Below are 14,452 nucleotides of genomic sequence, written 5' to 3'. Positions count from 1 at the left end.
CCCCGGCACCGGCCCCGTGGTGGGGTCGGTCGCATGGATCACGCCTCGGTACTCGCCCTGTTCGACCGCGACCTGCGCGAGGGGGCGCGGCCCGACGGGCCCGACGCCCGCGTCGAGCGCACCGGCGGCGTGGTGCGGCAGACCGCTCCCGAGTACGGCTGGAACGGCGTCCTCTGGTCCGCCCTGGACGAGACGGACGCGGACGCGGCGATCGCGGAGCAGATCGCGCACTTCACCGCGCTCGGCCGCGAGTTCGAGTGGAAGCTGTACGGCCACGATCGGCCGGCGGACCTCGGGCAGCGGCTCGCGGCGGCCGGGTTCACGCCCGAGCCGGAGGAGACCCTCATGGTCGGCGAGATCACCGACCTCCGCCTCGACACCGGGACGCCCGAGGGCATCCGGGTCGTGCCCGTCACCGACCGGGCGGGCGCCGACCTGGTGGCCGACGTGCACGAGAAGGCGTTCGGCGCCGACGCGTCCCGGCTGCGCCGCCAGCTGCTCGCCCGGCTCTCGGCCGACCCCGGCACCGTGGTCGCCGTCGTGGCCCTGGCCGACGGCGAGCCGGTCGGCGCGGCCCGGATGGAGCCGGTGCCCGGCACCCCGTTCACCGGTCTGTGGGGCGGCGGCACCGTGCCGGCCTGGCGCGGCCGGGGCGTCTACCGCGCACTGGTCGCCCACCGGGCCCGGGTCGCCGCGGACCGCGGCCACCGCTACCTCCAGGTCGACGCCTCCGACCGGAGCCGCCCCATCCTCGAACGCCTCGGCTTCGCGCCCCTGACCACGACGACTCCGTACGTGTACGTGCCGGCACGGTAGGAGGGCGCACCGGGCGCGCCCCGGAGCCCGGACTCCCCGGCCTTCGGCGGCGAACGGGGGAGCGGTGGCGGCGGGAACGGGAACGGGTCCGGAGGGCGGCACCAGGCGGTGCTTGCCTCCGGACCCGTTCTGCGCGTCCGCCCCCGGCTGCCGGGGGCCGGTCAGCGGCGTGCCTTCGCACGGTCCAGCGCGGCCACTCCGAGCGCGGCGAGACCGATCTGGATCAACCACTCCACCCAGTCGACGCCCTTGGTGTCGGCCACCCCGAGGGCCGCGGCGATCGCCGAACCGATGAGCGCGGCGACGATGCCGACGAGGATCGTCCACAGGACCCCGATGCGCTGGCGCCCCGGGACCACGAGCCGGCCCAGAACACCGATGACAATGCCGATGACGATGGCACTGATGATGCCGTCGATCTCCATTTCGCCCCTTCTCCTCGTGACTCCCGCTGTAGGACTTCTGCCCCGGGGCGGTGGGGACAGTCCCCGTTCCCGCGGGGACCGCGCGGCCGTGCCCGGGCCCGGATGCGAAAGCGGCCGGTCCGGACGGACGCGGGCCGGCCGGGTGGCCGTGCCTACCGCCGGGAGGCGTTCCTGGCCGCGGTGGCGAGGCAGACCGTGCCCAGGGCCAGGGTCAGGGCACCGATGACGACGTTGTTCCAGATCACGCCGGCGTCGGGGCCCTGGCCGACGATCCACGGTGAGATGATCAGCCATATGCCCAGGGCGCACATGGCCCCGCTGAGGCCGTACATGCGCGCCGGGGCCGCGGTGAACCCCAGGCCGAGCAGGCCGATCGCGATGCCCACGATCAGGTTGTGGGTCGCGAGCGCGGGCTGACTCGTCGTGTAGTGGAGGATCCACGGGGACACCGCGCAGTACAGACCGAGCAGGAACACCGGCCCGTCCACGAGGGCCACGTCACGACCGCCGAGCACACGGTCGTACCGGGCCCGCATCTCCGGAGCATCGGGGTGGCTGCCGAGGTCACCGCGCGGGTGCGAGACGTTGGCCATGGTCGTCTCCTTCGACTAGCAGACCTGACCGCGTCTGGTGCGATGTGCGGGAAAAGACGCGTATGTTCATACTGCGCTTATTTTTCCCTTATGTGTAGAGCTCGGTGCGGGGGCGGTGCGGGGGGTGCCCTCCCGGTGCCGTGCCTTCTATAGGGTGACCGTGTGGCCACAGCAGACGACGCGGAACGGCGGGCGGCGGAGCACGACACGCTCCGGGTGCCGGAGGCGGCCGACCTCCAGGCCTTCGCCGTCCAGCTGCGCCGGATGAACGGCGAGATCAACCGGATGGTCCACGGCTTCGCGGGCCGCAACGAGCTGCACGCCACCGACGTCCAGGCGCTCGCGGCGATCCTGGACGCGGACGAGCCGATGACCCCCGGCCGGCTCAGGGAGCACCTCGGGCTCACCTCCGGGGCCGTGACCGCGTGCGTGGACCGGCTGGAGCGCGCGGGACACGTCACCCGGGTCCGGGAGAGCGCCGACCGCAGGGTGGTCCACCTGTACTACGCCGCCGACGCCAAGGCGGCGGCCCGGGCGTACTTCCGTCCGCTCGCGCAGGCCGCCGGTGCGGCGCTCTCCCGCTTCGACGACTCCGAACTCGCCGTCGCCCTGCGGTTTCTCACCGCGCTGAACGAGGAACTCGCCCTCCGCGGGGCTCCCGAGCGGCACTGACCGCCCCCGGCCCGGCCGTATCAGTGGAACCGGTGTGGTCTACGATCACACCCGCAATCTATTTCAATCATTGAGATTGTTTCTCGTCGAGATGATTATCACCGCACCTGGAGAGTGATGACCGCCTCATCCCGATGGGCCCGCCGGCTCGTCCCCGTCCTGCTGCTCGTCGCCTGGCTCGGCATCGGAGGGGCGTTCGGCCCCTACGCCGGCAAGCTCGGCGAGGTGGCCGTCAACGACCAGGCCGGTTTCCTCCCGCGCAGCGCCGAGTCGACGGAGGTCATCGAGGAGCAGAAGGCGTTCCGGCAGGACGAGACCCTGCCGGCGATCGTGCTGTGGACCGGCGACGCGGACGGCCCGGTGAGGGACCGGCAGCCCGAGGCCACCCGCGCGCTCGCCTCCCTCGTGGACACCCCGGGCGTCGTCGGCAGGACCTCCCCGGCGATCCCGTCCGAGGACGGCGAGGCCCTGCAGGGAGTCGTCCAGTTGGACCCCGGGCTCGGCGACGGGCTCCCCGACGCGCTCGAACGGATCCGCACGGCGGCCGAGAAGGTGCCCGGCACCACGGTCCAGCTGGCCGGACCGGCCGCGACCCGGGCCGACCTGTCCGACGCCTTCGCCGGGATCGACGGCCTGCTGCTCGCCGTCGCGCTGGTGACCGTCCTGGTGATCCTGGTCCTGGTGTACCGGAGCGTCCTGCTGCCCCTGGTGATCATCGTGTCCTCGGTCCTGGCGCTCGCCCTGGCCTGCGCGGTGGTGTACGCCCTCGCCGACAACGACGTGGTACGCGTCGACGGCCAGGTCCAGGGCATCCTGTCCATCCTCGTCATCGGCGCCGCCACCGACTACGCCCTGCTGGTCACCGCCCGCTTCCGCGAGGAACTGGCCGAGCACGACCGCTTCACCGCCATGCGGTCCGCGCTCCTGCGGTCCTGGGGCGCCGTCGTGGCCAGCGCCGCCACCGTCGCGCTGGGCCTGATCGCCCTCCTGCTCAGCGACCTGACCAACACCCGGGCGCTCGGCCCGGTCGGCGCCATCGGCATCGCCTGCGCCGTGCTCAGCACCCTGACCTTCCTGCCCGCCGTGCTCGTCCTGCTCGGCCGCGCCGCCTACTGGCCCGCGAAGCCGCGCGCCACCGGGAACCGGAGCACCGGCGACGGCGTGTGGCGGCGTGTCGCGTCCCTCGTCGGACGGGCACCACGCAAGGTCTGGGCCCTCACGCTGGCCGCCCTGATCGCCTGCGCCGCCTTCGCGCCGACCCTCGACTCCCAGGGCGTGCCGCTCGACGAGACCTTCGTCAACGACGCGCCGTCGGTCGCCGCCCAGCGCACCCTCTCCGAGCACTTCCCCGGCGGCTCCGGCAACCCCACCGTGGTCATCGCCGCCGCCGACCGGCTGGGCCGCGTCGTGGCCGTGGCGGAGAACACCGAGGGCGTCGCCTCGGCGGCCGGTGCGACGGCCTCCGGACGTCCCGGCGGCGAACCCCTGGTGGTCGACGGACGGGTCCGCGTCGACGTCACCCTCGACTCCGCGGCCGACAGCGACGCCGCGAAGGACACCGTGGCACGGCTGCGCACCGCCCTGCACGACATCCCCGGCGCGGACGCCCTCGTCGGCGGCTACACGGCCCAGCAGTACGACACCCTGCGGACGGCGGAACGGGACCGCACCCTCATCGTCCCCGTGGTCCTCGTCGTCATCTTCCTGGTGCTGACCGTGCTGCTGCGCTCGCTGCTGATGCCCGCGCTGCTCGTCGCCACCGTCGCGGTCAACTTCCTGGCCACGATCGGGGTTTCCGCCCTGGTCTTCCCGCACGTGTTCGGCTTCACCGGCACCGACCCGTCGGTGCCGCTGTACGGCTTCGTGTTCCTGGTGGCCCTCGGCGTCGACTACAACATCTTCCTCATGTCCCGGGTCCGGGAGGAGTCGCTGCGGCACGGGGCCCGCCAGGGCGTGCTGCGCGGGCTGGTCAGCACCGGCGGGGTGATCACCTCGGCCGGCGTGGTGCTGGCCGCCACCTTCGCCGCGCTCGGGGTGATCCCGCTGGCCTTCCTGGCACAGGTCGCCTTCATCGTCGCCTTCGGCGTCCTCCTCGACACGCTGGTCGTGCGCTCCCTGCTGGTGCCCGCCCTGGCCCTGGACCTCGGGCCGGTCGCCTGGTGGCCGGGCCGGCTCGCCGGGGAACGCAAGGAGGCGCGGGGCTGACCCTCCGTCCGGGACGGGCGCGTCCCCCGTACGCGCCCGTCCCGGGCGGATCCGTCCCGTACACGGCCGTCCCGGACATGTCCGTTCCGATCCCGGGCAGCCGGAACGTACGGAAAACGTACGGAACGGAACGGCCTTCGGGCCGCAGGTCGACAGGAGGTGTCCGCCCCATGACTGCCGTGACGGGAGCGAAGGTGCTGGAACGTTTCCCCGCGGGTGCCCCGCGCGGGTCCTGGCCGGCGGAGGAGTGCGCGGCCCGGCACCGCGCCGAGGGCGAACCCGCCACGGTCGTCATGGACCTGGAGTCGGACGCGTTCCTCGTGGTGGTCCCGTCTCCGCAGGACGACTGACCGCACCGCCCAGCCGCCCGGCCCGCCGCACGAACGCCTCGTGCAGGGCCCGGGCGGCCAGCGGCACCGACGCGGACCTGCGCCGACGCAGCATCAGCAGCACCCGGGACCGGTCACCGGCGACCGGACGGCACACGAGCGCGCCCTGCCGCTCCAGCGGATCCCCGACGACGCTGAACTCCGGCAGCACCGTCACCCCGAGCCCCTCGGCGACCATCAGCTTGCCCATCTCGGCGCCGTCGGTGGAGTACGCGAACGCCGGGGAGCGGCCGTCCAGGAGCCGGTGCACGTAACGGTGCATCACATAGCCCGAGCGCATCGCGATCAGCGGCTCGGTGAGCAGGTCGTCCGCCGACACCTCCGCCCGGCCGACGAGCGGGCTGTCCGGGTGCAGGCACACCACCGGCCGGCCGCGCAGCAGCTCGGTGGACTCGAACCCGTCCGGCATGTCGTCACCCTCCAGGTGGTTCACCAGCCCGAGGTCGAACCCCCCTTCCAGCAGCGCCCGGTGGATGTCCGTCTGCTGCGCCCCGACCACCTCGACCTGGGTGAGCGGATGCGCGGCACGGAACTCCCGCACGGCCGGCACCAGCAGCGGCACGGTCGCCGCGTTCACCGTGCCGACGCGCACCATGCGGCGGATGCGGTGCTGCTCGCCCGCGGCGGCCCGCAGCCGGTCCACCGCGTCCAGGACGTCGACGATGCGCGGCAGCAGCTCCCGGCCCGCCGCGCTCATCGTCGCCCCGGAGCGCTTGCGCTCCAGCAGGTCGACCCCCAGCTCGCGCTCCAGGTTCCGTACGGTCTCGCTCAACGCGGGCTGGGAGAGCCTCAGTTCCTCGGCCGCCCGGCGCAGCGAACCCAATCGGGTGACGGCCGCGATGTATTCCAGTTGTTCAGTCCGCACGGCAGCAGAATGCGGGTGCCCGAACATCCCGTTCAAGGGTTTCCCTGTCACACCTTCGTGAAATTCAATGGTCCGCGATACGAGACCGGTCGGGTTTTCCTTGACGCCCCCGAGCGGCGGCTGCCACGATGACGGACATGACGATGCGACTGGACCTCACGCGGCGACGCCACGTCGACCTCGCGCGCGTTTCCAGCGCCTCCTGTCGTCCCGCGGCCTGATCGTCCCGATTCGCCGCCCTCCTTCCCGCAGCGCCCGCCGGCCGTGCAGGCCGCGCGCCGTCCGTCTCCTCATCACCCGAGCCACCTGAATTCCGCGCCTCTCGGCGATCCGTGAATTCGGTGTGCCCGAAATCCCTCTGAATTCCGCGACATTCCGCAGCAGGAGTTCCGCATGCCCGCAGACCCCTTGAAATTCGCCTACTGGGTGCCCAATGTCAGCGGTGGCCTGGTCACCAGCCGGATCGACCAGCGCACCGACTGGGGGTACGACTACAACCGGGAACTCGCTGTCCTCGCCGAGGACAACGGTTTCGACTACGCCCTCACCCAGGTCCGCTACATGGCCAGCTACGGCGCCGAGCACCAGCACGAGTCGACGAGCTTCAGCCTCGCCCTGCTGCTCGCCACCCGGCGCCTGAAGGTGATCGCCGCCGTCCACCCCGGCCTGTGGCACCCCGGTGTCCTCGCCAAGCTGGGCGCCACCGCGGACCACCTGTCGCACGGCCGCTTCGCGGTCAACGTGGTCAGCGGCTGGTTCAAGGACGAGTTCACCGCCCTGGGCGAACCCTGGCTGGAGCACGACGAACGCTACCGGCGCGCCGAGGAGTTCATCCGCGCCCTGCGCGCGAGCTGGACCGAGGACCGCGCCGAACTCGCCGGTGACTTCTACCGGTTGCGGGGCTTCTCGCTCAAGCCCAAGCCCCTCGGCACCGCCGGGCGTCCGCACCCGGAGATCTTCCAGGGCGGCAACTCCACCGCCGCCCGCGCCATGGCCGGCCGGGTCTCCGACTGGTACTTCTCCAACGGCCGGGACTTCGACGGGGTCGCCGAGCAGATCGCCGACGTCCACGACTCCGCCTCCCGGGCGGGGAGGCGGCCCCCGAAGTTCGGCCTCAACGGCTTCCTCATCGCCCGCGACACCGAGGCCGAGGCCCGTGAGACCCTCCGGGAGATCGTCGCCCGGGCCGACACCGAGGCCGTCGAGGGCTTCGGCGCCGCCGTCCGGCAGGCGGGGAGGTCCACCGCCGACGGCAAGGGCATGTGGCAGGACTCCACCTTCGAGGACCTGGTCCAGTACAACGACGGCTTCCGCACCGGCCTGATCGGCACCCCGGAGCGGGTCGCCGAGCGGATCGTCGCCTACAAGCGGCTCGGCGTCGACCTCTTCCTGCTCGGCTTTCTGCACTACCACGAGGAGGTCGAGTACTTCGGCCGCCGCGTCCTGCCCCTGGTGCGCGAGCTGGAGGCCGCCGACCGCACGGGCCCCGCCTCCGTCCCCGCCCACGCCTGACCGCCCGTCCCCCGAGATCCGCACACGCGCACGAGACAGCAGAAGAGAGGCCGACACCCCCATGAGCACCGTCACCCCCACGGACTGGAGCGTCCGCCCCGCCCCGCGCACCGCCGAGGACTGGACCGCCCGCGCCGCGGCGGTCGCCGCCGTCCTGGCCACCGACGCCGCCGCCCGCGACCGCGCCGGAGCCGCCCCGCGCGCCGAGGTCCGGCTGCTGAAGGACTCCGGCCTCGTCACCCTGCTGGGCCCCGCCGAGCACGGCGGAGGGGGCCAGAACTGGATCACCGCCCACCACGTCGTCCGGGAGATCGCGAAGGCCGACGGCTCCATCGGCCAGCTCCTGGGCTACCACTACCTGTGGAACTGGGCCGCCCGCCTGGTCGGCACGCGCGAGCAGTGGGAGCACATCGAGGCCGAGGCCGCCCGCAACCGCTGGTTCTTCGGCGGCGCCGTCAACCCGCGGGACAAGGACGTCGTCGTCACCGAGGACGGCGACGACCTGGTCTTCACCGGCCGCAAGTCCTTCTCCACCGGAAGCAGGGTCTCCGACGTCACCGTCCTGGAGGGCGTTTTCGAGGGCACGGACCGGCACGTCTTCGCCATCGTGCCGTCCGACAGCGAGGGCCTGACCTTCCACGACGACTGGGACAACATCGGCCAGCGGCTCACCGAGAGCGGCAGCGTCACCCTCGACGGCGTCCGCACCCCCTGGTCCTCCGCGGCCGGGTACGTCGACAAGGAGTTCCGGCCGCGGGTCTACAACACCCTCAACGTCCCCACCATCCAGCTGGTCTTCGTCAACTTCTACCTCGGCATCGCGGCCGGCGCGCTGGAGACGGCGGCCGCCTACACCCGCACCAAGGCGCGGTCCTGGCTGCACGGCGGCCACGACCGCGCGGTCGACGAGCCCCACGTCATCGACACCTACGGCGACCTCACGGCGAAGCTCTGGGCGGTCGAGGCGCTCGCCGACGCCGTCGCCGTCGAGGGGCAGCGGCTGCACGACGACCCCGACGCGGTCACCGAGCAGGCGCGCGGCGACTTCGAGGTGCGGGTGGCCGCCGTCAAGGCCCGCGCCACGGACGTCGCCCTGGAGGTCACGAGCCGCATCTTCGAGGTCACCGGTGCCCGCTCCACCACGACCGCCGAGGGCCTGGACCGCTTCTGGCGCAACATCCGCACCCACACGCTGCACGACCCGGTCGCCTACAAGCGCCGTGAGGTCGGCCGCTGGGTCCTGGAGGGCGAACTGCCCGAGCCCACCTGGTACTCCTGACCGCCCCCGGGGTGCCCGGCCGCGCCCGGGCACCCCGCCCCTCGAACACCCCGAGGACCGCACCCCCTCCGAGAACCCTAGAACCCGAAAACCCCTAGAACCCGAAAACCCCTAGAACCCGAAAAGCCGAAACCCGAGAACCCGGAAAACCGGAAAAGAGGTCCCATGGCCACCGTCCTGTCCGTCTCCGGCAGTCCCTCCGCCGCCTCCCGCACCAACCGTCTGCTGCGCCACCTGGACCGGCGGCTGATCGCACAGGGCCACGAGGTGATCCCGCTCGACGTGCGCGCCCTCCCCGCGGAGGCGCTGCTCGGCGCCGACTTCGGGCACCCGGCCATCGAGGAGGCCGGCGCGCTCTTCGCCCGTGCCGACGGCGTCGTCGTCGGCACCCCCGTCTACAAGGCGTCGTACTCCGGTGTCCTCAAGGCGCTCCTCGACCTGCTGCCGCAGTACGCGCTGACCGGCAAGACGGTGCTGCCGCTGGCCACCGGCGGCACCACCGCCCACGTCCTGGCCATCGACTACGCGCTCCGCCCGGTCCTCAACTCCATGGGCGCGGCCCACGTCGTGCAGGGCTGGTTCACCCTCGACAAGGACATCACCGTGCACGAGGACGGCGCGCTGACCGTCGCCCCCGCCGCCGAGGAGGCCCTCACCCAGGTGGTCGACCAGTTCTCGGCGGCCCTGCCCCCCGTCCCGGCGCTGGCCGCCGCGAGCTGATGGCCATGACCGCGCACGTGATCGCCGACGACGCCGAGGCCCTCGCCGTCGCCGCCGCCCTGGCCGAGGAGTTCCGCGCGGGCGCCGGTGCCCGGGACGCCGAACGCCGGCTGCCCCGGGAGGAGGTGGAACGGCTCTCCGCGTCCGGTCTGCTCGCCGTCACCGTCCCCGCCGAGCACGGCGGGGCGGACGTGAGCCGACAGACCCTCGCGGAGATCTTCCGGCTGCTGGCCACGGCGGACGCCAGCCTGGCCCAGATCCCGCAGAGCCACTTCACCTACGTCCAGGTGATCGGACGTCAGGGAACGGACGAGCAGAAGAAGTTCTTCTACTCCGAACTGCTCGCCGGGCGCCGGCTCGGCAACGCCCAGTCGGAGGCCGGCACCCGGCACGTCCAGGACATCCGCACCCGCCTGGAACCCCGGCCGGACGGCTCGTACGTCCTGAACGGCGTCAAGCACTACGCCACCGGTGCCCTCTACGCCGACTGGATCCCCGTCCTCGCCCGGGCCGAGGACGACAGGCTGCACGTCGCCTGTGTCCCGCGCGACGCCCCGGGCCTCACCGTGGTCGACGACTGGGACGGAATGGGCCAGCGGACGACCGCGAGCGGTACCGTCCGCCTGGCGGGCGTCCCGGTCCCCGCCGACCGGGTGTTCCCGCACCACCTCACCTTCGAGGGTCCCCAACTCCACGGTGCCGTAGCCCAATTGCTGCACGCCGCGATCGACGCCGGCATCGCCCGGGGAGCGCTGTCCGAGGCCGCGGAGTTCGTCCGGACGAAGAGCCGCCCCTGGTTCGAGAGCGGCTTCGCGACGGCCGCGGAGGACCCCCTGCTGGTCCAGCGGTTCGGTGAACTCGAGGTGCGCGTCCGCGCGTCGGAGGCGCTGCTGCGGGAGGCCGCCCGCACCGTGGACGAGGCCCGGGCCGGCCTCACCGACGACTCGGCGGCCGAGGCGTCCGTCGCGGTGGCCGCCGCGAAGGCGCACGCCGCCGACACCGCCGTGGAGGTCACGAGCGCCCTCTTCGAGGTCGCCGGCACCCGCTCGGCCCTGAACCCGCTCAATCTGCACCGCCACTGGCGCGACGCCCGTACCCACACCCTGCACGACCCGGTCCGCTGGAAGATCCAGCACATCGGCAGATACGTGCTCGGTGGAATCCGGCCGCCCCGCCACGGCCTGCTGTGACGGCCCGCCCCGAGAACGACCCCGATCGGAGACCCCGCGTGTCCCTGACCTTCCACTGGTTCCTGCCCACCAACGGCGACAGCCGCCACGTCGTCGGCGGCGGCCACGGCACCCCGGCCTCCCCGGCCGGAGGGGACCGGCCGCCGACCGTCGCCTATCTGAGCCAGATCGCCCGCGCCGCCGAGAACCTCGGCTTCACGGGCGCCCTGACCCCCACCGGCGCCTGGTGCGAGGACGCCTGGCTGACCACCGCGATGGTCTCCCAGGCCAGTGAGCGCCTGAAGTTCCTGGTGGCCTTCCGGCCCGGCTTCGTCTCGCCGACGCTCGCCGCGCAGATGGCGTCCACCTTCCAGCGGCAGACCGGCGGACGGCTCCTGCTGAACGTCGTCACCGGCGGCGAGAGCCACGAACAGCGGGCCTACGGCGACTTCCTCGACAAGGACGCCCGCTACCGCCGCACCGGTGAATTCCTCCGGATCGTGAGGGAGTTGTGGGAAGGGAAGACCGTCTCGCTGGACGGCGAGCACCTGAGCGTGCAGGACGCGGCGCTGGCCCGCGTGCCCGACCCCGTGCCGCAGGTGTACTTCGGCGGCTCCTCACCCGCGGCCCTGGAGGTGGCCGCCCGGCACGCGGACGTCTACCTCACCTGGGGCGAGCCGCCCGCCCAGGTCGAGGCGAAGATCGCCCGGCTGCGGTCGCTCGCCGCCCGGGAGGGCCGCGGCCTGCGGTTCGGCATCCGGTTGCACGTCATCACCCGCGACACCGCAGAGCAGGCCTGGGTCGAGGCGAACCGGCTGCTCGACGGGTTCGACCCGGAGACCGTGCGCGCCGTGCAGGCCGGTCTCGCCCGCAGCGAGTCCGAGGGGCAGCGGCGCATGCTCGCCCTGCACGGCGGCACCCGGGACGGGCTGGAGATCCACCCCAACCTGTGGGCCGGCATCGGCCTGGTGCGCGGCGGCGCGGGCACCGCCCTGGTCGGCAGCCACGACGACGTCGCCGAACGGATCCGCGAGTACCACGCGCTGGGCGTCGAGGAGTTCGTCCTCTCCGGCTATCCGCACCTGGAGGAGGCGTACTGGTTCGGTGAGGGAGTGCTGCCGCGTCTCGCCGCGCAGGGGCTGTGGCGGCATCCGGCAGGAGTGCGGGGGGAAGTCCCCGCGGCACAGGTGCCGTTCGCGAACTGAGGCATGTGGCAAGTGACTTGGCGGACAATCCGGGATTACTGGTCGACGGCCTTGACTGGTACAGACCAAAGCGGTTGAGTGTGCTCCACACCCCCCACCACGGCCGCCCCACGCCGTGACCGGCCTCGCCGGCGCGTGCGGGCCGGGCCTTCGCCCAGGCATGTCCCCGCCCGGGAGCGGCCGTGTCCCGCAAAGGAGTTGCCCCCTTGTCGAGACGCCGTATCTCCGCCGTGCTGACCGCCGTCGTCCTGGCCGGCAGCGCGCCGATCCTGCTGCCCGCGGCCACCGCCTCCGCCGCCTCCTGCTCCAGCTACCCGGCCTGGGTGGCCGGGAAGTCGTACAACGCCGGCGACATCGTGCGCTACACCGACGGCCGGGCGTACATCGCCGAGCACGCCAACCCGGGCTACGACCCGACGATCAGCACCTGGTACTGGGAGCCCCACGCCTGTGACAACGGCCCCGGGACGCCGGTCGGGAACTTCGTGGTGACCGAGGCGCAGTTCAACCAGATGTTCCCGAACCGGAATTCCTTCTACAGCTACAGCGGACTCACGGCGGCCCTGAGCGCCTACCCCGGCTTCGCCAACACCGGCAGCGACACGGTGAAGAAGCAGGAGGCCGCCGCCTTCCTGGCCAACGTCAGCCACGAGACCGGCGGCCTGGTGCACGTGGTCGAGCAGAACACGGCCAACTACCCGCACTACTGCGACTGGGGGCAGCCGTACGGCTGTCCGGCCGGTCAGGCCGCCTACTACGGGCGCGGTCCGATCCAGCTGAGCTGGAACTTCAACTACAAGGCCGCGGGCGACGCGCTCGGCATCGACCTGCTGAACAACCCCTGGCTGGTGCAGAACGACGCCGCCGTCGCCTGGAAGACGGCCCTGTGGTACTGGAACACCCAGTCCGGCCCGGGCACCATGACCCCGCACAACGCCATGGTCAACCAGGCCGGTTTCGGCCAGACGATCCGCAGCATCAACGGCTCCCTGGAGTGCGACGGCAGGAACCCGGCCCAGGTGCAGAGCAGGGTGAACACGTACCAGCGGTTCGCCCAGATCCTCGGCACGACTCCCGGCGGCAACCTGTACTGCTGACGGGGGACGGCGGGGCATGGTGTCATGCACCTGACCACAGTCGGGTCACGGCCCGCGCGCACCCCGTGTGCGCGCGGCCGTCCTTCGGACGAAGGGCATCCACCATGCGCACCCCCCACGTCCTGCTCACCACGACCGTCGCGCTCGTCGCGGCGGCCGTGGCGCCGGCACCCGCCGCCGGTGCCGACGAGGCACCGCCGCCGGGCACCTACTACGTCCAGAGCGCGACCACCGGGCTGAACGCCGCCGACAGCGCCGGAGCCGTCGAGCAGCACAGACCCCGCGGCGACGAGGACCACCAGCAGTGGGCCCTCCGGGCCGACGGCGCCGCACACCTCCTGGAGAGCACCGACCGCCCCGGCACCTGCCTCGGCCGGGACGGCGACCGGGCCCGGACCGTCGCCTGCACCGGCCCGGACGCCTCCTGGCGGATCGTCCCCGCCGGGGCCGACCGGTTCACCCTCACCGCGCCCGGCACGGACCGCCGCCTCACCGTCGCGCCCAAGCCCCCCGGCGCCAACCATCCCGCCGCCCTCGCCGTCGGCACCGGCGCGGACGACCTCGCCACCTGGTACCTGACCCCGGTCGGCCCGGTCACCCGCCCCATGCCGCCCCAGGACCGGCGCACCCTCGACCAGGTCACCTTCCTCACCGCCCACAACGCCTACGCCAACGGGGTCGACGGCGGCTTCGCCCCGCCGTTCGTCGATCTCTTCCCCAACCAGACCCGGGGAATCGAGCGCCAACTCGCCGACGGTGTCCGCGGATTCATGCTGGACATCCATCAGACGCCGGACGGCGCGATCCTCTGCCACAACAGCTGCACGCTGGTCAGCAGGCCCGTCGCCCTGTGGGTCGACCTCCAGCGGATCGTCGACTTCCTCCGCGCCCACCCCGACCAGTTCGTCACGGTCTTCCTGGAGGACTACGTCGACCCGGGCGTCCTGCGCGCCGAACTCGCCCGGGTCCGAGGGCTGTCGGAGGTGCTCTACCGGCCGGACCGCACCGGTGTGCGCGAGAACGGCTGGCCGGCCCTGGCCGACCTGACCGCCGCCGGAAACCGGCTGCTGGTCTTCACCGACCGCAGCCGGGCCGCCGACCAGGCCGCCGGGCTCACCCGGGACAGCTTCGGCGTGATGTACCAGCGCGAGTGGACCGTCGAGAACCACTGGTCCATGGGTCCGGGCGTCGGCGCGTCCGACTGGTCCTGCCACAGCCGCTGGTACGGCGCCGACACCAACATCCCGCTGACCCGCACCGAGCCCGGCTTCCGCCCGCTGTTCGTCATGAACCACTTCCGGGACACCGCGATCGCCTCCACGGCCGGCACGGACAACTCCAAACTCGCCGACCGCACCCGCCGGTTCTGCCAGCCGGCCGCCCGCAAGAAGCCCAACTACCTCGCCGTGGACCGCTACGACCTCGGCGACCCGGCGTCCGCCGTCGCCGCCCTCAACACGTACACGTATCCGTAGCGGCCCCCACCCGTCCCACCGGCCCCGCCC

The 14,452-nt window shown here is 72.7% G+C and carries 15 protein-coding genes; 12 read left to right on the top strand and 3 right to left on the bottom strand.

Going from position 1 to position 14,452, the window contains the following annotated elements; all coding sequences use genetic code 11:
• Nucleotides 1-33 precede the first annotated feature (33 nt).
• Nucleotides 34-816, top strand: coding sequence for a GNAT family N-acetyltransferase (locus B7L92_RS12605; protein WP_081237509.1), 783 nt, complete (start codon nucleotides 34-36; stop codon nucleotides 814-816).
• Between the two features lie 161 nt (nucleotides 817-977).
• On the opposite strand, the gene B7L92_RS12600 is transcribed toward B7L92_RS12605, so the two are convergent.
• Entirely contained in the window at nucleotides 978-1,241 is a 264-nt protein-coding gene (locus B7L92_RS12600) for a GlsB/YeaQ/YmgE family stress response membrane protein (protein ID WP_081237508.1), read from the bottom strand.
• 152 nt (nucleotides 1,242-1,393) lie between these two features.
• Entirely contained in the window at nucleotides 1,394-1,834 is a 441-nt protein-coding gene (locus B7L92_RS12595) for an SPW repeat protein (protein WP_081237507.1), read from the bottom strand.
• A gap of 162 nt (nucleotides 1,835-1,996) precedes the next feature.
• Between B7L92_RS12595 and B7L92_RS12590 the strand changes: the two genes are divergently transcribed.
• From B7L92_RS12590 to B7L92_RS12580, 3 genes are all read left to right on the top strand, one after another.
• Nucleotides 1,997-2,506: a MarR family winged helix-turn-helix transcriptional regulator gene (locus tag B7L92_RS12590; RefSeq protein WP_081237506.1), complete on the top strand. Its 510-nt coding sequence runs from the start codon at nucleotides 1,997-1,999 to the stop codon at nucleotides 2,504-2,506.
• 117 nt (nucleotides 2,507-2,623) lie between these two features.
• Entirely contained in the window at nucleotides 2,624-4,711 is a 2,088-nt protein-coding gene (locus B7L92_RS12585) for an MMPL family transporter (RefSeq protein ID WP_081237505.1), read from the top strand.
• A gap of 170 nt (nucleotides 4,712-4,881) precedes the next feature.
• Nucleotides 4,882-5,061, top strand: coding sequence for a DUF8839 family protein (locus tag B7L92_RS12580; protein WP_026085389.1), 180 nt, complete (start codon nucleotides 4,882-4,884; stop codon nucleotides 5,059-5,061).
• On the opposite strand, the gene B7L92_RS12575 is transcribed toward B7L92_RS12580, so the two are convergent.
• Nucleotides 5,003-5,965: a LysR family transcriptional regulator gene (locus B7L92_RS12575; protein WP_174703956.1), complete on the bottom strand. Its 963-nt coding sequence runs from the start codon at nucleotides 5,963-5,965 to the stop codon at nucleotides 5,003-5,005. The genes B7L92_RS12580 and B7L92_RS12575 overlap by 59 nt on opposite strands.
• A gap of 128 nt (nucleotides 5,966-6,093) precedes the next feature.
• Here B7L92_RS12575 and B7L92_RS43660 point away from each other — a divergent pair, with 128 nt between their 5' ends.
• The 8 genes from B7L92_RS43660 (at nucleotide 6,094) to B7L92_RS12535 (ending at nucleotide 14,422) form a co-directional block, all read left to right on the top strand.
• A complete protein-coding gene (locus B7L92_RS43660; protein ID WP_368656246.1) occupies nucleotides 6,094-6,186 on the top strand; it encodes a putative leader peptide in 93 nt (30 codons plus the stop codon).
• A 172-nt stretch (nucleotides 6,187-6,358) separates the two neighbouring features.
• On the top strand, nucleotides 6,359-7,477 hold the full coding sequence (sfnG, locus tag B7L92_RS12565) for a dimethylsulfone monooxygenase SfnG (protein ID WP_081237503.1): 1,119 nt from the start codon (nucleotides 6,359-6,361) through the stop codon (nucleotides 7,475-7,477).
• Between the two features lie 61 nt (nucleotides 7,478-7,538).
• Nucleotides 7,539-8,756 (top strand): acyl-CoA dehydrogenase family protein, encoded by a 1,218-nt coding sequence (locus B7L92_RS12560; protein WP_081237502.1) that lies wholly within the window; start codon nucleotides 7,539-7,541, stop codon nucleotides 8,754-8,756.
• Nucleotides 8,757-8,921: 165 nt separating this feature from the next.
• Nucleotides 8,922-9,476, top strand: a complete 555-nt coding sequence (gene ssuE, locus B7L92_RS12555; RefSeq protein WP_081237501.1) for an NADPH-dependent FMN reductase — start codon at nucleotides 8,922-8,924, stop codon at nucleotides 9,474-9,476.
• 5 nt (nucleotides 9,477-9,481) lie between these two features.
• A complete protein-coding gene (locus tag B7L92_RS12550) occupies nucleotides 9,482-10,666 on the top strand; it encodes an SfnB family sulfur acquisition oxidoreductase (protein ID WP_081237522.1) in 1,185 nt (394 codons plus the stop codon).
• Nucleotides 10,667-10,704: 38 nt separating this feature from the next.
• Entirely contained in the window at nucleotides 10,705-11,850 is a 1,146-nt protein-coding gene (locus B7L92_RS12545; protein WP_081237500.1) for an LLM class flavin-dependent oxidoreductase, read from the top strand.
• Nucleotides 11,851-12,056: 206 nt separating this feature from the next.
• Complete coding sequence (locus tag B7L92_RS12540) at nucleotides 12,057-12,947, top strand: glycoside hydrolase family 19 protein (RefSeq protein ID WP_081237499.1); 891 nt, start codon at nucleotides 12,057-12,059, stop codon at nucleotides 12,945-12,947.
• Nucleotides 12,948-13,051: 104 nt separating this feature from the next.
• A complete protein-coding gene (locus B7L92_RS12535) occupies nucleotides 13,052-14,422 on the top strand; it encodes a PI-PLC domain-containing protein (protein ID WP_081237498.1) in 1,371 nt (456 codons plus the stop codon).
• The last annotated feature ends 30 nt before the right edge of the window (nucleotides 14,423-14,452 follow it).

Origin of the sequence: Streptomyces viridosporus, from assembly GCF_002078235.1 — a bacterium.
In the GTDB taxonomy this organism is placed as follows: Bacteria; Actinomycetota; Actinomycetes; order Streptomycetales; family Streptomycetaceae; genus Streptomyces; species Streptomyces viridosporus.
This window is presented reverse-complemented; position numbering and strand designations above follow the sequence as displayed.